Origin of the sequence: Zoogloea oryzae (assembly GCF_030161255.1) — a bacterium.
Classification (GTDB): domain Bacteria; phylum Pseudomonadota; class Gammaproteobacteria; order Burkholderiales; family Rhodocyclaceae; genus Zoogloea; species Zoogloea oryzae.
The window spans coordinates 11,913-28,864 of the sequence record NZ_BSPX01000014.1; the positions used below are offsets into that span (position 1 = coordinate 11,913).

The window sequence follows — 16,952 nt, forward strand, 5'->3', positions numbered from 1 at the left end:
ATCGCCCGCCGATACAGCAAGATGTTAAGACTCGCCCCCCCGGCGCGGCGGTCCGCCAAACCGCGATCCGGTTCAGCCCTGGGAGATTTCATGATTCCGTTCCGCCCGCCCTGCAACGCGGCTGGTTGCTCGCGGCGGGCATCTGCCTGAACCCGACATGCAAGCCATCGATATCTTTCCGTGGAACGATAGTTTCGAGACGGGGCTGACCGACATCGATCAGCAGCACCGTCAACTCGTCGCGCTCCTCAATCTGCTGGCCAGTCAGGTCGCCTACAAAAGCGACGGCGCCCAGCTCAGGCACATCCTCGACGAGCTGATGCGCTACACCGTGTATCACTTCCAGACCGAAGAGCACATCTGGCACAGCCATGTGGCCGGAACCGAGGAGGAGATCCGCCACCGGCAGGTGCACGCCGGCTTCATCGACACCATCCGCGGCCTCATCGATCAACAGTCGGTCAGGCCCCTCGACGAGCTGGTGCAGGAAACCCTCGCGTTTCTCGCCAGCTGGCTCGCATCGCACATCCTCGAATCCGACAAGCGCATGGCCTTCACCGTGCAGGCGATCCACGCCGGCCTGCCGCCCGATCAGGCCCGACGTCAGGCCGCCGAGCGGATGAGCGGTGAAACGCAGACGTGGATCAACCTGATCCTGACCATCTACCGCACCCTGGCGACCAACACCGTCAATCTGATGCGCGAGATCGCCCGACACAAGGTGGCCAACGACGCCCTGAGCGCCAGCGAAGTGCGCTATCACGCCACCATCGACGCGGCGCCCGTGCCGATGGCGCTGAACGACGACAGCGGAAACATCACCTACCTCAATGCGGCCTTCACCCACGCCTTCGGCTACACGCACGACGACATCCCGACGCTCCGGGCGTGGTGGAACCACGCCTACCCCGATCCGGACTATTGCCGGCACGTCATCACAGCCTGGACGGAGCGGCTGGAAACGTCGAGACGCGACGGCACGGCGTTTGTGCCCCTGGAGGTCCGGCTGCTGACCAAGGATGGCCGCCAGCGCACCGTGATGGTCTCGGCGTCGTCGCTCAATGTCGTGGCGGACAGCCTCCACCTCGTCACGCTGTACGACATCACCGAACGGGAGCAGGCCGAACAGCAACTACGCGAATCCCATCTCCTCCTGCAGACCGTCATCAACAACGTGCCGATGCGGGTGTTCTGGAAGGACCGGGACCTGCGCTACCTGGGCTGCAATCCGCCGTTTGCCCGCGACGCCGGCAAGTCATCGCCCGAAGAGCTCCTCGGCAAGGACGACTACCAGATGGGTTGGTCAGCCCAGGCCGGCCTGTACCAGGCCGACGACCGCTCGGTCATGGATTCGGGCCACGCCAAGCTGTCCTACGAAGAACCCCAGACCACCCCGGACGGCGCCACGATCTGGCTGCAGACCGCCAAGGTGCCGCTGCGCAACGTGGCCAACGAGATCATCGGGATCGTCGGCGTCTACGACGACATCACCGAACGCAAGCTCGCACAGGATTCCCTCCGGCAGAGTCAGGAGCGTCTGCGCCTCGCCCTCAGCGCGGCCCGCCAGGAATGGTTCGATGTCACCGTGGAGACCGGCGAGGTCAATGTCGGCCCGACCTACGCCCAGCTGCTGGGTTACGAGCCAGACGAGTTCGAGACCAATCTGGACAACTGGCTGGCCCACGTCCACCCGGACGACCGGCCCGGCCTGCTGGCGCTGTTCGCCGATGGACACCCCACCGACCAGACCATCGAAGTGGAATATCGGCGCATGACGAAATCCGGCGACTGGATCTGGTTCCACGCGGTGGGCAAGGTGATCGAGCGCGACGCCCGCGGCTACCCCAACCGGATCGCCGGCATCAACATGGACGTGACCGAACGCAAGCGCGCCGAGGAAGAACTGGCCCGCCATCGCCAGAACCTCGAAAACCTCGTCGAGGAACGCACCCAGCAGCTCATGGAGGCCAAGTCCGCGGCCGAAGCGGCCAACGTCGCCAAGAGCGCGTTCCTGGCCAACATGTCCCACGAGATCCGCACCCCGCTCAACGCGATCACCGGCCTCGCCCACCTCATCCGCAAGGGCGGCCTGGCGCCGGATCAGATCGAACACATGAACAAGCTGGAGGGCGCGGGCGAACACCTCCTGAGCGTGCTCAACGCCATTCTCGATCTCTCCAAGATCGAGGCTGGCAAGTTCTCGCTCGAAGAGCGCGACGTATGGATCGAAGGCCTCGTCGGCAACGTGAGCTCGATCGTCCGGGAGCGCGCCAACGGCAAGGGCCTGACCTTCACCACCGAGGTAGACCGTTTTCCCGATGGCCTGCTCGGCGATCCGACCCGCATCCAGCAGGCCCTGCTCAACTACGCGATCAACGCCATCAAATTCACCGACCACGGCCATGTCACCCTGCGCGCGAAGCGGATCGGCGACGACGCCCTCGGCACGCTCGTCCGCTTCGAGGTCGAGGACACCGGGATCGGCGTCGCGCCGGACACCCTCGCCCGCCTCTTCGCCGCGTTCGAGCAGGCCGACTCCACCACCACCCGCCAGTACGGCGGGACAGGCCTCGGCCTCGCCATCACGAAGCGACTCGCCGCGCTGATGGGCGGCGAGGTGGGCGCATCGAGCACACCCGGCGCAGGCAGCACCTTCTGGTTCACCGCCAGGCTCAAGCAGGGGACGCCCGAAATCCGTCACGCCGCCACCGCCTCCCCGCAGGACGCCGAGACGATCCTGAAGCAGCGGTTTGCCGGCAGCCGCATCCTCCTTGCCGAGGACGAGCCGATCAATCAGGAGATCACCCAGGCGCTGCTCGAAGACGTGGGCCTGTCGGTCGACTTCGCCGACGACGGCCTCGAAGCGATTCAGCGTGTCGAAACCCAGGCTTACGCATTGATCCTCATGGACATGCAGATGCCAAAGATGGATGGCCTCGACGCAACGCGGCGCATTCGTCAGATGCCCGGAAACCAGCGCACCCCCATTCTGGCCATGACCGCCAACGCCTTTGCCGAAGACAAGGCCCGCTGCCTGGAAGCCGGCATGGACGACTTCATCACCAAGCCGGTCGTCCCGGAACGGCTCTACGCCGCGCTGGCAGAGTGGCTCATGAAGACCTGACGTATGGCAGAGACGACGACGGGCGCATCCCGCCCCTGCTAGGCGCAGCTGGAAAGGCCGCCAGGCCGCGTCTCGCCGTGATGCTGCCGCTTGACCCGGTACATCCGCCGGTCGGCGGTCTCGAGCAGACTATCCACGTCCAACCCGTCTGCCGGCAGCTCAGCCTTGCCGACGCTTGCGCTCAGGGCATACGAACGGCCTTCGAACTGCAGTGGCCGCGCGATCTCATCCTCGATCCGGTGCATCAGCATCTCTCCCCCTTCGGGCAGATCAACCGGCGAGAAGATCATCCCGAACTCGTCGCCCCCGAGACGGGCAACGGTGTCGGATTCCCGCGCACAGGCGGTGAGGCGACGGGCGACCTCCATGATCGCGGCGTCCCCCACCCGATGCCCGTAGGAATCGTTGAGGTGTTTCAGCCCGTCCATGTCGATCATCAGCACGCTGGCCGGGCGCTTGTCCCGCCGGTGCAGCGCCAGCGTATTGCGCAGCCGCTCGATGTAGAACGCCCGGTTGGCCAGCCCCGTCATGGCGTCGTGGGTGGCCTTGTAGAACAGCTCATCGACGTTGTACTTCGCCGCGAAATACATCACTGCGCCCACCACCTCCGACAGCAGACGCAGCGCCCGCACGTCCACATCGCGGAACTTGTCCGGCTGCCGCGACATCGCCTTCAGCACGCCCACCGCTTCACCCTCATGCCGGAGCGGCACCACGATCATCGACCGCAGCCCCACCGCGCGGCACGCGTCCCGGTCGACCCGCGGATCGCTCTCCGAATCCCGGCAATGCAGGATCTCGCCGGATCTCACGCACAGGCAGGACAAGCTCTCCCCTACCTTCAAGCGCAAACCCAACTGGCTGGCAGCGATGCCCGCGCCAGCCCGATAGACCATCTCTTCGCCATCGGCGAGCTCGATGGCGGCACCATCCGCCTCAATCAGCCCCAGCGTACGCTCGACCACCAAGGCCATCGTTGCGGTCAGATCCAGCCCAAGCCGGGCGATCTCGGCCTGGATGGCAATGATGTCCAGCAACTGCTCTTTTGAAGGCATGCGCAATCTCTCGACGGCAAGGCTTTTTGTATGAAAACTATACACCTTTAGTCATAGAGGGAACTTGATAAGTCTCTAATGTGTCAGGGATTCACGACACTCTTGCGGTCGCCGCCGCGTACGATCCATCGACACGACCGGCTCGCCCGATGGATCAGTTTTGGCAGACGCAGGGGCCCTGCCATTAATCGGCGTGATGCAGATGAAGTCGGGAAAGCGCCGCTTCCAGACACGCCAGACCTACCCGCGCATCGCGAGGTCGACACCAACCATGGTCGACCTCGCCGTCGGATCTGAATGTCGACTCCGACATTGCGCGTGCCCGCGCGACCTTCAGCGCCCCGGCTGCACCACGATCACCCCCATCCCCACCAGCGCGATCACCGCGCCGGCTACATCCCAGCGCGTCAGCGCGACGCCATCCACAAAGCGCAGCCACAGCAGCGCAACGCCGATGTACATCCCGCCGTAGGCGGCGTAGGTGCGGCCCGCGGCGGTGGGGTGGAGGGTGAGCAGCCATGCGAACAGGCCGAGGGAAAGCGCCGCCGGCAGCAGCAGGAATGCACTCTTGCCCTGCCGCAGCACGAGCCACGGCAGGTAGCAGCCGATGATCTCGGCGAGGGCGGTGACGGCGAAGAGGGCGCTTGCACGTAGCAGGTCCATGGTGATCTCCGGTTGCTTGCCGGAGGCATTCTGGCACGACGACGTTGGACACCCCCTTGCGCTGGATGCGCGCCGGCCCGGATGACGCCCCGGGCAGCGCGCGGGCGCTTATTTGGTTGCGTCGGGCTTGCTGCGGCGCACCGGCTTGCGGTCGGATTTCTTCTTCAGGCCCACGGCGACGACTTCGTCGGCAAGATGATCTCTCCGCAGTCCATCGCCGTCGCCTGCGCGGCCGTCGGCCTGGTGGGCAAGGAATCGGATCTGTTCCGCTTCACCCTCAAGCACAGCCTGATGTTTGCCGCCATGGTGGGCATCATCACCACCCTGCAGGCCTACGTGTTCACCTGGATGATCCCGTAAGCAAAGCACGACAAGTTCCAGGATGGGGATTGCGTTCCCCTGGGAGCCTCGACGGCGGCCGGAGAAATCCGGTCGCCGTTTTTTTGTTCGTGGGCTCATTCCACCGACCAGGCATTGCCAATTTTCCCGATGCATTTTCTGAAACATGACCTATAAATGATTGAGATTGCATTGTGCAAGGCAGCATTCCACCGTCACCCCCTGCTTTAGGAGCCTCCTCATGCTCAACACCACCTTCGAACTCCTGCCCAAGATCTGGCTGACCGACTCGACCGCTGCCAGTGCCCGCGGCCTGTCCCCCGCGTTCCCTCCGCCGGTGCTTGAAGGGTTGCGCAAGCGCAATGCCTCGCTGGACACCTTCTTCTATGACGTCACGAAGATCAACGACGCCGAACAGGCGCTGCTGCTCCCCTACAAGGCCGAAGAAGGCGCCATCGTCGTCGTCCCGCCCAGCGGCATGGGTGAGATCACCATCCACCACAGCGCTGCAGAGTTCAAGGACGATGCGCCCGGCCAGCTGGACACCCTGGTCGTCGCCGGGGTTGGCAGTTCGGCACTGGGCACCGCCGCCCTTGCCCGCAACGTAGCCGACGCCCTCGGCAAGACGGTGGTCGGCGTTGTCTCCGGCTACGGGCTTGCCGATCTGCCCTTCGAGGCGATGGGCGGGTATTTCATGTTCGGGGGGCTCAGCCGCCTGCGCCACAAGTTCCACCAGCTTCAACATCTCGCGCAGGCCAGCGGCCCTTCCGCACCTTCCGCTGCGGCAAGCCTCGACAGCACAGCAGCCAGCAGCGAAGCCAGCGGCAAGAACATCATCGCGACCGTACAGCTCAGCCCCGACACCCACGCGGTCAAGGCTTTGCTCGGTGACACCCGCTTCCGGTTCCGGCTGCTGGTCGGGCACTCCAAAGGGAATTACGTCATCGCCGAAGCCCTCGAGGGGATGCGCATCTCGGCCCCCGCCCGCTTCAAGGCCATCGCCCCCAAGCTTCACATCGTCAACATCAGCGCCCGCAGCGAACTGCCCGATGGCTGCGGAAACGTCATCAATGTGATGGGCGCAATCGACAACTTCGGGCTGCTCAATTCGGTTCCCAGCCTTGAACCCTTCGACGTCACCCCCTTTGGCTGGCACCACACGAACACCGAGCTTGCCCTCTCGCTCAACGTCACCGAGATCATCCGGGGCCTCATCCAAGCGCAACGCATCTGAATCCGCCACCTGTCGAATCACCCTCGACAGGTGCGCCCCAGCGACCGCCACCACACGGTCGCAGCCTTCAGCCCCGCAGCCGGCAGCGCCGGCGAGGCTGTGAAACAATCGCTCCCGGCCCCTTCGCCTGCAATCCCCTACTCCGCCCCATGACCACGCCCTTCGTGATTCCTCCCGCATCCACCCAGTTCCTGCTGTGCATCGCTGCCGATTGGGATTCGCCCGCTGGCGAGCTGCAGTGCTTCACCCGCAACGCCGACGGCAACTGGCAGCCGGCCTTTGCGCCGCTGCCGGTGATGCTGGGACGGAGCGGCCTGGCGTGGGGGCGCGGGCTGCATCCGCTGATGGCCGGCACCGCCAAGCAGGAAGGCGACGGACGGGCGCCGGCGGGGGTGTTTGCGATCACCGCGCTGTTCGGCTACGCGCCCGCCGACGCTCCCCTGCCCCGGGCCGCCCGCCTGCCCTATCACCCGGCCCGGCCGGGGCTCAAGTGTGTGGATGATCCGAAGTCCGGCCACTACAACTGCATCGTGGATGCCGCAGGCGTGCCCAGCGACTGGGCGAGCTGCGAAGACATGCTGCGGGACGACCGGCGCTACGAACTGGGCGCGGTGGTGGCCCACAACATGAACCCACCGCTGCCCGGGGCGGGTTCGTGCATCTTCCTGCACGTGTGGGAGACGCCGGAGACGCCCACCTCGGGCTGCACCGCGATGGTGCTGGACCACATGGAGGAGATCGCCCGGTGGCTGGATGCGGCCCGGGCGCCGGTGCTGGTGCAGCTGCCCGAATCCGAATACGCCCGCCACCAGCAGGCGTGGGGGCTGCCCCGGCGGTGACACCGGCCAGCGCCGCCGATAGACTCCCAGCCTTTCCATCCTTCATCGGCCCCGTCATCCGACTGGCGTGGCCGTCATCGTCATCGTGCTCAACCGCATCTGGGTTGCCTTCGTGCTGGTGGGATTTGCCGCAACGCTGGCGCAGACCATGCAGGGCGATCTGCAGCTGTTCTCCCGCGTGCTCACCGGGCTGTTCGACACCGCAAAAACGGGCTTCGACATCGCCATCGGGCTGGTGGGGGTGATGAGCCTGTGGCTGGGGGTGATGAAGATCGGCGAGAAGGGCGGGCTGATCCAGCGCTTCGGGCGACTGGTGGCGCCCTTCTTCCGGCGCGTGTTTCCAGACATCCCCCCGGGCCACCCGGCCAGCGGCAGCATCGTGATGAACGTCTCCGCCAACATGCTGGGGCTGGATAACGCCGCCACGCCGCTGGGTTTGAAGGCAATGCGCGAGCTGCAGGAGATCAACCCGCACAAAGACACCGCCAGCAACCCGATGATCATGTTCCTGGTGCTCAACACCGCGGGCATCACCCTGATCCCCACCTCGGTGATCGCGATCCGCCAGAGCATGGCGGTGCAACAGGGGCTGGTGGGCTTCAACGCGGCGGACATCTTCCTGCCCACGCTGCTGTCCACCTTCATCTCGTTCTGCGCGGGGCTCGTCGCGGTGGCCGCGTGGCAGCGCATCAACCTGCTGTCGGGCCCGGTGCTGGCGTTCTTTGCCGGCTTCGCGGCGCTCATGGGCGGGCTCTACGCGTGGCTCGCCCCGATGCCGCCGGAGACGATGGCGCAGATGATCGGGCTGCTCGGCAGCGGCATCATCGTGTCGATCATCGTGCTCTTCGTGGGCGTGGCGGCGCTGCGGGGCGTGGATGTGTACGAGAGCTTCGTGGAGGGCGCGAAGGAAGGCTTCGGGGTGGCGGTGCAGATCATCCCCTACCTGATCGCGATGCTGGTGGCGATCTCGATCTTCCGCACCAGCGGCTGCATGGGCTATCTGGTGGACGGCATCCGCAGCGTGGTGATCGCCCTCGGGCTCAACGCCGATTTTGTTCCGGCGCTGCCGGTGGGGCTGATGAAGACCCTATCGGGAAGCGGCGCCCGCGGATTGATGGTGGACGTGATGACCACCTATGGCGTGGATTCCTTCCAGGGAAAGCTCGCGGCAATCATCCAGGGCTCCACCGAGACCACCTTCTACGTGCTGGCGGTTTATTTTGGCAGCGTGAACATCACGAAGACCCGCTACGCCGTGGCCTGCGGGCTGATCGCCGATTTCGTGGGGCTGATCGGGGCGATTCTGGTGGGCTACCTGTTCTATCACGGGGGCTGACGCCGTCCCTGGCGAACGCGCAGGGCACCAATTGACGATGTTTTGCAAAATGCGGCCGGCGGATTTCGTCCGGGCCAGGGCTGGCTCGATAAGCTGCGCATCCGCCCATGTCCGCACCAGGGGCACCTGCCTTTTCCGGTTCCGCCGCGTCCCGCCAATTGCGTCGAAACCAGGCACCCGGAGTGGGCAGTGGAAATAATCCGCGACGCCTTACCGCGATCGCTCGCACGCCAGCCTGCCCCATGCCACCCAATGATGTGATTTCGGTCGAAACCAAGACGGAGCGCCAGATGCTGGTGCTGATCTTGCGGCATGGCAAGTCGTCCTTCTTCCTCAATCTGCTCGCCTCGGCCGGGCTTGCCCTCGGCGCCCTGGGCCAGTGGCAGGGCGGGCTGATCCACCCCCTGGCCTGGCTGATCGGCGTGACGCTGATCAACACGCCCCCCCATGTGATGGCCATTCCTTACGTGAAGACCATGGCCTTTGTGGACGATGGCGCGGCCTACCAGGCCATCAGGGGCATCCAGTATTGGGGGACGATCCTGATGGGGGCCGGATGGAGCGCGGGGATCGTGCTCTACGGGCCGTCGGGCGGCATCGAGTTCCGGCTCTTCCTGGCGGCGCTGCTATCCGGCATGTGCGCCGGCGCCATTTCAAGGCTCAACGGCGAGAAGCCGTATTACCAGTGGTTCCTGGGCCTGCTCGTCGTGCCCCTGATCACCATCAACCTCATCAAGGGCACCCACCTGGATTACCTCATCAGCATCGCCGCGGTGCTGTACGTGTACGCGATGCTGGAAAACGCGCGCAACCACAACGAGGCCCTGCGCACCGCGCTGAAACTGGGTTTCGAGCGCCTGTCGCTGCTCGCCGCATCCCGCGAGGCGCTGGCCCAGGCCGAGCAGGCGAGCAAGGTGAAGAGCCAGTTCCTGGCCAACATGAGCCACGAGATCCGTACCCCGATCAACGCCATCCTCGGCATCGCCCAGGTGATGCTGCGCGGCGAGGTGAGCCCCGCCCAGGCCCGCCAGCTGCGACGCATCGACGTGGCGGCCGAGCATCTGGCCGGCGTCATCAACGACATCCTCGACCTGTCGAAGATCGAGGCCGGCAAGATGCGCATCGAGAAGAGCGAGCTCGACATCGCCGAGGTCACCGAGCGGGTGACGACGCTGGTGCTGAAGGACGTGGCGGCCAAGGGCTTGCGCCTCACCGTCGATTGCGAGCCCCTGCCCCGCAAGCTGGTGGGCGACAGCGTGCGGCTGACCCAGGCGCTGCTCAACTACACCACCAACGCGGTGAAGTTCACCCCCAGGGGCAGCGTGACGATCCGTGTGCGCCGCGGCGCCGAAACCGCGCAGCGCATCCTGCTGCGCTTCGAGGTGGAGGACACCGGCATCGGCATTCCGCCCGAGCACTTCGGCCGCTTGTTCACCGCCTTCGAGCAGGGCGATGCGTCCACCACCCGCGCCTTCGGCGGCAGCGGCCTGGGGCTGGTGATCACGCAGCATCTGGCGAGGCTGATGGACGGGGAGGTCGGCGGCCACAGCGAACCGGGGGTCGGCAGCACCTTCTGGTTCACCGCCTGGCTGGACAAGCCTCACACAACGCCCGACGCCCACCGGATGAACATCTCCCTCGACGAGGCCGAGCACACCCTGCGCCGCGACTACGCCGGCCGGCGCGTGCTGCTGGCCGACGACGACGCGGGCAACCGCGAGCTGGCGGCCGAGATCTTCCAGCTTGCCGGCCTGCAGCTCGACATGGCCTGCGCTGGCGACGAGGCCGTGGCCATGGCCGAGCGCACCCAGTACGATCTCGTGCTGATGGACATGCGCATGCCGCGGATGGACGGGCTGGAGGCCACGCGGCGCATGCGCAGCCTGCCCGGCTACCGGAAGACGGCGATCCTGGCGATGACCGGCAACGCCTTTCAGGAAGACCGGGAGCGATGCCTGGAAGCCGGCATGAATGACTTCATCGCCAAGCCGGTGCGGCTGGAGGCGCTGTATTCGAAGCTGCTCGAATGGCTGCCCAGCGCCGGTGAGGGCCGCGGGCGGCGATGTGGTCAGCATTGGTGATTTTGTGGCCAGCCATGGCTACTCGCTTACCATCCGACGATCCTGAACGAATACCCATGCCGTGTCCCGTGCGTTCTGATCTCCAAACCAAGGCGCATCCATGACCGCCGCAGCGCCTTCCCTGCCGGCATCCGGCGCGCTGCTGGCCACCGGGCTGATGGTCGGCCTCACCGCGGCGACGGGGCTGATCAGCCTTGCCGACGGCCTGAAGCCCGGGCGCAGACGCCTGCTCGGGGTGGCGGGCCTCGCCGCGGCGTTGGGCCTCACGCTCGGCCTCACGCACGAGCCCGGCGGGCCGGTGCCAATGTTCCTGATGAGCCTGCTGCCGGGTGGCGCGCTCCTGCTGCTGCCTTTGGTGCTACGGCTCGAAGCACAGTTTCCGCGCGTCCATCACCTGCTGCCTGCCCTGGTCGGCATCACGTGGCTGCTGGCGGCGCTGAGCGTGCTGATGCTCGACCGCCTTCCGGTAGCAGCCGACTGGGGCCAGGCGCTGCTCCTGCTGGCGGTGCCGCCGGTGCTCGTTGCTGCGCTGCGCGAGACGGGCCGCGCGGAAGCCGGCGCGTGGTGGCTGCTGGTCGCCGCTGCCGGGTTGGGGACGACGGCGATCGCGCCATTCTTCGGGCCACGCAGTTTCGACATCACCGCCGCGGCAATGGCGGTGGTGGTACTCAGCCTGCACCTGGGCATGTGCGCCAGACTGGATGCCCAAGGCACGCAAAGGCGATCCGATGAAACCCGCGACCTGCTCAACCGTCAGTCCGCACGCCTGCGTGATGAACATGCCCGCTTCTTCTCATTCATCGCCCACGAGCTGCGCAGCCCGCTGGGCGTAGTGCTGGTGGGCCTCAGCAACCTCCGGCGCTCGATGCCCGACACCGAGAGCGCCGCGCGCATCGGCCGCGTCAACCATGCCGCCCAGCGCATGCGCGCCCTGATCGACCGCCACGCCCGCCTGCTCAATCTGGTGCGCAGTGACTTCGAGCCGGCGCTGTCGGCGCATTCCCCCGAACAGCCGGCCCTGGAAGCGCTGCATGCCCAGCAGCAGGCCAACCCCGAGCGGGTGTTCGAGCATACCTGTCCCGAGCACACCTTCCCGCCGGTATGGATCGACGCCGAGCTGGTGATGCTGGCCCTGTCGACGCTGCTCGAAAACGCGGTGAAGCACGCCGTCGAAGACTCGCCGATCCGGCTGGAGGTCGACGTCGGCGCAGATTCGGTCCGATATCGCGTGACCAACGACGGGCCGCCCTTGCCGCCGGAGCTGGCGGACCCGTCCTGCGAGATCCAGCTGCCCACGAAGGATGCCCAGGGCACCCGGAGTGGCTTCGGCATCGGGCTGGCGCTGGCCTCCCGGGTGGCCCGGGTCCATGGCGGGCACCTTGCCGGCAGGTCCGAGGCAGCACAGACAACCTTCACGCTGACCCTCCCCTTGCGGCCGCAGCACGCCCCCCGGGCACAGGAGTGACGATGAGCATTTCGGTATTGATGGTGGAAGACGATTCCGACCTGAGCGAAGAGATCGCCTCCTTCCTCACCTCGGCGGGCTTCACGGTCTCCAGCGCGGCCACCATCCGCGAGGCTGAGACGCTGCTTGCCGGTTCCTACGACCTGCTGATCCTCGACATCAACCTGCCGGACGGTGACGGCCTCGCCTTCTGCCGCGAGGCACGGCGCTACATCCGCGCGGGCATCGTGATGTGCACCGGACGCGGCGAGCGGGAGCTGCGCATCGCCAGCCTGCGGGATGGCGCAGACGCGTACCTGGTGAAGCCGGTAGACCCCGAGGAGCTCGAAGCCACGCTGCTGAGCGTGCACCGCCGCCTGAACAGCAGCGTGTCGTCGATGCCGCTGCAGGCGATGCCCCACCCCTGGCACCTGGATCTGGAGCGCCGGCTGCTGGTGGCGCCGAACGGAATCAGCATGATCCTCAACGGGCCCGAATCGATGCTGCTCGGCGCCCTGTTCCGCAGCGCCGACCGCACCGCCCGCAAGGAAGACCTGATGGCGCTGCTGGCCTCGGAAGACGAAGGCTATTCGCTGCACCGCCTGGAGGCCCTCGTCAGCCGCCTGCGGGCCAAGGCGGCGACCCGCTGCGGGCTGAAGCTGCCGCTGGTCTCCAACTACGGCAAGGGCTACGCCTTCATCGAACACGGGCGCCTCGTCTGAGCTACCCAAAGTGAGGATTGGTTAGGATTTCGACACGCGCACCGCACTGATTACATTCCAGCCTGAACATCGATCTCACTCAGGAATGGCAATCATGCGCCTCGCAATGCTCTCGTCAGACACCGCGTGCACCCACGACATCCACTCGGCCCTCGAGGATGCCGGGCACGCCGTCCATACCTACGATGACGCCCAGCACCTGCTGTGCGACCTCGGCCGCGAGAGCTTCGACCTCCTGCTGATCGACGGCTCGGCCTTCGCCGGCGGCGTTCCCCGCTATCTGCGCCGCATCCTGAGCGTCGCCGACCACGACGTGGCGCTGATCCTCATCAACTGCCGCGACAACGAGACCCTGCTGGCCGATGCCTTCGCCCAGGGCGCCGACGACTTCATCCGCAGCGGCGTGCGTCCCCGGGAGATCGCGGTGCGCGTCGATGCGGTCCTGCGCCGCCGCCATCCGGCCCTCTACCGGCGTGAGGCGCGCCTGAGCTACCGGCCATACACCTTCGACATCGAGGCGCGGACCGTCCATCTCCTCGACACCGAGATCACGCTCACCGACAAGGAATTCGACCTGGCGGTGTTCCTGTTCAAGAACCAGGGCCGGGTGTTCTCCCGCGGCCATCTGCTGGAGGCCATCTGGCGCAGCCAGGGTTCGGTGCTGACCCGCACCGTGGACACCCACATCAGCCGCATCCGCAAGCGCATGATGATCAACGAGGAAAACGGATTCCGGCTGGTGTCGGCCTACGGCACCGGCTACCGCCTCGAAAGGCTCAACGACACCTGGGTCTCGCCCCTGCTGACGGTCAGCATGGGCAGCGGCGTCGAGATGATCCCCACCAGCCACGCCCGCCCCCACGCAAGCGTGAACTAAGCCACGCCCGCCCCGTCACGGGCGCTACGCCGGGACGCACAGGCCGTTTCCTGGCACGCAGCCTGCTCCTTTCCTGATGTAACCCACGTCAGGACACGGATCATGGAAACCGGATTGGCTGAAATCATTGCGATGGCCACGCTTGGCGCCTATTCGCCACTCGCCCTGGCTGCTGCCTGGCAGGCCTTGAAATGCACCAGAACGGAACGGGACTGAGCCAGCGCGTCCCATTTTTGTGCAAAGCACAAAACCTTGCGAAACCGCGACGCGCGGGTGCCCCTCAGGCGCCCGCCGCACTGGCGGACGTCCGCACCAGCCCGGTGATCCGTACATCAACGGTGATGTCCAGCCGGGTGAGCGCCGCCGCCCGCGCCCGCCCGTCCGCCGTCGCCCGGTAGAGATGGGGCGTCATCACCAGCAGATCGCCGATCAGGCCGGCGCCCTCTAACGCGGCCGGATAGCGCAGGGTTTCCACGTCCAGCAGCTCGAACCCCGCCGGCGCCACGAAGGCCGGCTTGGTGTCTTCCTTGAGGCGCGGATAGATGATCTCGCGCAGCTCCCGCAGGTGATCCGGCCCCGCGTCCACCTGCACGATGCGCCCGCCGGGCCTGAGCACCCGGGCGAATTCCGGATAGACCGGAAAACCGAACATGCACAGCAGCCGGTCCACGCTGGCCGGGAGCACCGGCAGCCGGGCGTTGGTGCCCACCACCCACGCGGGCCGCTTGTCCTGCTTGGCCGCCGCCAGCACCGCCCATTTCGAAATGTCGAGGCCCAGCACCGCCAGCGGTAGATCGGGCCCGGCCGCCGCGGCCAGCTCGCGCAGGTAATAGCCTTCGCCACAGCCCGCGTCGAGGCAGCTCGCCGAGCCTTCCGGCGCCAGCTCCGCCAGCGCCGCCCGGGCGGTGGCCGCCGCGATGGGCTGGTAGACGCCGCTCTCCAGGTAGCGCCGCCGGGCCGCGACCATCTCCTTGCTATCGCCCGGATCTTTCGAGCGCTTGTGCTGCACCGGCAGCAGGTTGGCGTAGCCCTGGCTGGCGATGTCGAAGCTGTGGCCGGCGGCGCAGCGCCAGCTGGCGCCCTGGCGCGTGAGCGCGGCGCCGTCGAGGGGGCAGGCAAGGGCCTGGAAGGGCAGGATCATGAACGGGGGGCCCGCCGCGCGCCGGGGTGGCTGCACGTCGGGCGGGATGGAAAACGGGGCAGCCGGATTGTGCCCGGAGTGGTGGCCGGCGTCATCCCGCCGCCACCGGCGGGGCCGCTCAGGCGCTGGCGGCGTGCCGGGCAGGCCCGACCCCGCGCATGCCGAGCTTGGCCCGGCAGCGGGGGTAAGTGGAGCAGCCCCAGAACGGGCCATGCTTGCCCTGGCGGGGCGTCATGCTGGCGCCGCAGCTCGGGCAGGTCGGCGTGGTCCAGTCGCCCTCGGTGGCGAGCTCGAGCAGACGGCGGCTGGCGTCGTCGGGCAGGCGCTGGATCATGGCGAGGATCAGCCGGCCGTCGAGCAGGGTGATGCGGTTGATCGCAGCGAACTCCCGGGCGTTGTCGGTGAAGCCGTTGGGGGCCATGAAGAAGGCCCGCTCAATGGCCTCGTGGGCCATCACGCCGCGCAGCTCGCGCATGGTCTTGACGCCCACCGGCTGGCCCCAGGCCTTGCACTGGACGATGGCGGTGCAGCAGTCGGCGTCGTCCGGGTCCTGGTACAGGCGGATATCCACGCCGCCGTCGGCACCCATCCGCGTGGTGGCAGCCTTGATGCCCTTCTCGTTGTAGAAGGCGCAGCACACGTCCTCGAAGCGCTTCCATTCCATGCGGTCGATCACGTCGAGGGACCACTGGGAGGGTCGATCCGCGATGTCCCGATGGGCGACGGGGAAAGGCACCACCCGGCCAGGGGGCTCCCGGCGCTCGCTGACGAATTCCGACAAGGGCATCACGAACTCGGACAGGGGCGCCATGAACTGCGGCAGCGGCGCCGCACCATGATGGGCCTGGGTGGTGTAGCGGACGAAGGCCAGCAGCCCGAAGACGAGGGTGCCAAACAGGAACACGCCCTGGACAACCGGCAGCATGCCTTTGAGGTGACCGTGGCCGGCAAGCACCAGCGGGGCGATGCCGACGACGATCAGCAGGCAGGCCAGGGCAAAAAGAGCGGCGGGTTTCCAGCTGGGAGGGACGGGGCTGTCGGAGACGATCGCGCCGGCCGCGACGCCGTGACGGCTGTAATCAGGCATCTTATTTTGAGCATGACAAGCGAAGTTTAGATTTTAAGCGGAATTAATTCACGAGTCATTGCAAAAATATTACCCCCGTCGCGCCTTCAGCCGTAGCGCGTCCGCCGGCTGCGCTCCAGGCGCTGGGCAAACCTGGGGTAATCCAGCCCGGTGCGGGCGCGCAAGGCCTTGGCGAGGTTGCCGATCTCGCGCCAGCGCGGGGTGAAGCCGGGCTGGCGGAAGGCGAAGATGATGTCGTTGCCGTCGGGCAGGCGGATCGACAGCAGGCGGTCGTCGAACACCTGGGCGATCATCGCCAGGTGGTCTTCGCGGCTGTCCTTGTCGCCAGCGAGGTTGGCCACCATGATGCCGCGCCCGGAGAGGGCCTCGTGCACGTCCTGGTAGAAGCCGATGGAGCTCACCGAGCCGGACAGCCCGTGGCGGTCGAAGGCGTCCATCATGATGATGTCCGGGCGGTCTTCCCACCCGCGGCTCTTCACCACCCAGTCGGCGCCGTCGCCTTCGATCACGGCAAGGCGCGCATCGTCCGGCGGCAGCTCGAACTCATCCCGGAAGGCGATCACGTTGGGGTCGATCTCGACCACGGTGATCTTCGCCGACCCCACATGGCGGTAGCAGAACTTGGCCAGCGACCCGCCGCCCAGGCCCAGCATCAGGATCTGCCGCGGGCGCTGGCAGAACAGCAGGAAACCCATCATCGCCTGGGTGTAATCCAGCGCCAGGGCGTACGGGTCCTTCAGGTTCATGGTGCTCTGGATCAGCGACAGGGAGAAATGCAGGCTGCGGGTGGTGCCGTCGTCGATCACGAAGGGCTTGTCGTACTCGCCCGAGCGCACCTGGCGTAGCAGCCACTGGCTGTCGCAGTCGGCGGGCTCGATGAGGCGGATGGTGTCGGTGTCCGACAGGAAAGGGCTGGGCAGGACGAGGATGGAAGGCGACGAAGCGGGCACGGCGGAGCTTGCGTGGGCGTGACGGGCGCCCATTGTAAGTCGCCGTCGCGGCGATGCGGA

General features: G+C 66.6%; 13 protein-coding genes and 1 pseudogene. 9 read left to right on the plus strand and 5 right to left on the minus strand.

Translation table 11 applies throughout. The features are described 5' to 3' along the window. The first annotated feature begins 157 nt into the window (after positions 1 to 157). A complete protein-coding gene (locus tag QQK25_RS06630; RefSeq protein WP_284187224.1) occupies positions 158 to 3,124 on the plus strand; it encodes a bacteriohemerythrin in 2,967 nt (988 codons plus the stop codon). A 38-nt stretch (positions 3,125 to 3,162) separates the two neighbouring features. On the opposite strand, the gene QQK25_RS06635 is transcribed toward QQK25_RS06630, so the two are convergent. Together QQK25_RS06635 and QQK25_RS06640 are read right to left on the minus strand one after the other, a co-directional pair. Next, positions 3,163 to 4,179 carry a sensor domain-containing diguanylate cyclase gene (locus QQK25_RS06635; RefSeq protein ID WP_284187225.1) on the minus strand — a complete coding sequence of 339 codons (1,017 nt, stop codon included), beginning with the start codon at positions 4,177 to 4,179 and terminating at the stop codon, positions 3,163 to 3,165. Between the two features lie 333 nt (positions 4,180 to 4,512). Then, positions 4,513 to 4,842: a YnfA family protein gene (locus QQK25_RS06640; RefSeq protein ID WP_284187226.1), complete on the minus strand. Its 330-nt coding sequence runs from the start codon at positions 4,840 to 4,842 to the stop codon at positions 4,513 to 4,515. A 189-nt stretch (positions 4,843 to 5,031) separates the two neighbouring features. On the opposite strand from QQK25_RS06640, the pseudogene QQK25_RS24310 reads away from it, so the two are divergent. From QQK25_RS24310 to QQK25_RS06680, 8 genes and pseudogenes are all read left to right on the plus strand, one after another. Further along, positions 5,032 to 5,202, plus strand: a pseudogene (locus QQK25_RS24310) (L-lactate permease); the annotation flags it as partial. Between the two features lie 220 nt (positions 5,203 to 5,422). Further along, complete coding sequence (locus QQK25_RS06650; protein ID WP_284187228.1) at positions 5,423 to 6,415, plus strand: hypothetical protein; 993 nt, start codon at positions 5,423 to 5,425, stop codon at positions 6,413 to 6,415. A gap of 149 nt (positions 6,416 to 6,564) precedes the next feature. Next, on the plus strand, positions 6,565 to 7,254 hold the full coding sequence (locus QQK25_RS06655) for a L,D-transpeptidase family protein (RefSeq protein ID WP_284187229.1): 690 nt from the start codon (positions 6,565 to 6,567) through the stop codon (positions 7,252 to 7,254). Between the two features lie 67 nt (positions 7,255 to 7,321). Continuing rightward, the gene (locus tag QQK25_RS06660; protein ID WP_284187230.1) at positions 7,322 to 8,590 is read left to right on the plus strand and encodes a nucleoside recognition domain-containing protein; all 1,269 of its coding nucleotides are present in this window, start codon (positions 7,322 to 7,324) and stop codon (positions 8,588 to 8,590) included. A 242-nt stretch (positions 8,591 to 8,832) separates the two neighbouring features. Further along, complete coding sequence (locus QQK25_RS06665) at positions 8,833 to 10,671, plus strand: response regulator (RefSeq protein ID WP_284187231.1); 1,839 nt, start codon at positions 8,833 to 8,835, stop codon at positions 10,669 to 10,671. A 100-nt stretch (positions 10,672 to 10,771) separates the two neighbouring features. Then, positions 10,772 to 12,136 carry a sensor histidine kinase gene (locus QQK25_RS06670; protein WP_284187232.1) on the plus strand — a complete coding sequence of 455 codons (1,365 nt, stop codon included), beginning with the start codon at positions 10,772 to 10,774 and terminating at the stop codon, positions 12,134 to 12,136. A 2-nt stretch (positions 12,137 to 12,138) separates the two neighbouring features. Further along, on the plus strand, positions 12,139 to 12,837 hold the full coding sequence (locus QQK25_RS06675; protein ID WP_284187233.1) for a response regulator transcription factor: 699 nt from the start codon (positions 12,139 to 12,141) through the stop codon (positions 12,835 to 12,837). 94 nt (positions 12,838 to 12,931) lie between these two features. Further along, the gene (locus tag QQK25_RS06680; RefSeq protein WP_284187234.1) at positions 12,932 to 13,714 is read left to right on the plus strand and encodes a response regulator transcription factor; all 783 of its coding nucleotides are present in this window, start codon (positions 12,932 to 12,934) and stop codon (positions 13,712 to 13,714) included. A 280-nt stretch (positions 13,715 to 13,994) separates the two neighbouring features. Here QQK25_RS06680 and QQK25_RS06685 read toward each other — a convergent pair whose 3' ends face one another. The 3 genes from QQK25_RS06685 to QQK25_RS06695 all read right to left on the minus strand — a co-directional run bounded on the left by QQK25_RS06685 (position 13,995) and on the right by QQK25_RS06695 (position 16,925). After that, on the minus strand, positions 13,995 to 14,855 hold the full coding sequence (locus QQK25_RS06685; RefSeq protein ID WP_284187235.1) for a putative RNA methyltransferase: 861 nt from the start codon (positions 14,853 to 14,855) through the stop codon (positions 13,995 to 13,997). A 118-nt stretch (positions 14,856 to 14,973) separates the two neighbouring features. Beyond that, positions 14,974 to 15,942: a restriction endonuclease gene (locus tag QQK25_RS06690; protein WP_284187236.1), complete on the minus strand. Its 969-nt coding sequence runs from the start codon at positions 15,940 to 15,942 to the stop codon at positions 14,974 to 14,976. A gap of 86 nt (positions 15,943 to 16,028) precedes the next feature. Continuing rightward, on the minus strand, positions 16,029 to 16,925 hold the full coding sequence (locus QQK25_RS06695; protein ID WP_284187237.1) for a spermine/spermidine synthase domain-containing protein: 897 nt from the start codon (positions 16,923 to 16,925) through the stop codon (positions 16,029 to 16,031). Between the last annotated feature and the right edge of the window lie 27 nt (positions 16,926 to 16,952).

Bases quoted from the DNA above. Each gene is read 5' to 3' on its own strand.
- QQK25_RS06650 (WP_284187228.1), top strand. From the start codon at position 5,423: ATGCTCAACACCACCTTCGAACTCCTGCCCAAGATCTGGCTGACCGAC.
- QQK25_RS06695 (WP_284187237.1), bottom strand. From the start codon at position 16,925: ATGGGCGCCCGTCACGCCCACGCAAGCTCCGCCGTGCCCGCTTCGTCG.
- QQK25_RS06630 (WP_284187224.1), top strand. From the start codon at position 158: ATGCAAGCCATCGATATCTTTCCGTGGAACGATAGTTTCGAGACGGGG.
- QQK25_RS06670 (WP_284187232.1), top strand. From the start codon at position 10,772: ATGACCGCCGCAGCGCCTTCCCTGCCGGCATCCGGCGCGCTGCTGGCC.
- QQK25_RS06640 (WP_284187226.1), bottom strand. From the start codon at position 4,842: ATGGACCTGCTACGTGCAAGCGCCCTCTTCGCCGTCACCGCCCTCGCC.
- QQK25_RS06655 (WP_284187229.1), top strand. From the start codon at position 6,565: ATGACCACGCCCTTCGTGATTCCTCCCGCATCCACCCAGTTCCTGCTG.
- QQK25_RS06675 (WP_284187233.1), top strand. From the start codon at position 12,139: ATGAGCATTTCGGTATTGATGGTGGAAGACGATTCCGACCTGAGCGAA.
- QQK25_RS06635 (WP_284187225.1), bottom strand. From the start codon at position 4,179: ATGCCTTCAAAAGAGCAGTTGCTGGACATCATTGCCATCCAGGCCGAG.
- QQK25_RS06685 (WP_284187235.1), bottom strand. From the start codon at position 14,855: ATGATCCTGCCCTTCCAGGCCCTTGCCTGCCCCCTCGACGGCGCCGCG.
- QQK25_RS06690 (WP_284187236.1), bottom strand. From the start codon at position 15,942: ATGCCTGATTACAGCCGTCACGGCGTCGCGGCCGGCGCGATCGTCTCC.
- QQK25_RS06680 (WP_284187234.1), top strand. From the start codon at position 12,932: ATGCGCCTCGCAATGCTCTCGTCAGACACCGCGTGCACCCACGACATC.
- QQK25_RS06665 (WP_284187231.1), top strand. From the start codon at position 8,833: ATGCCACCCAATGATGTGATTTCGGTCGAAACCAAGACGGAGCGCCAG.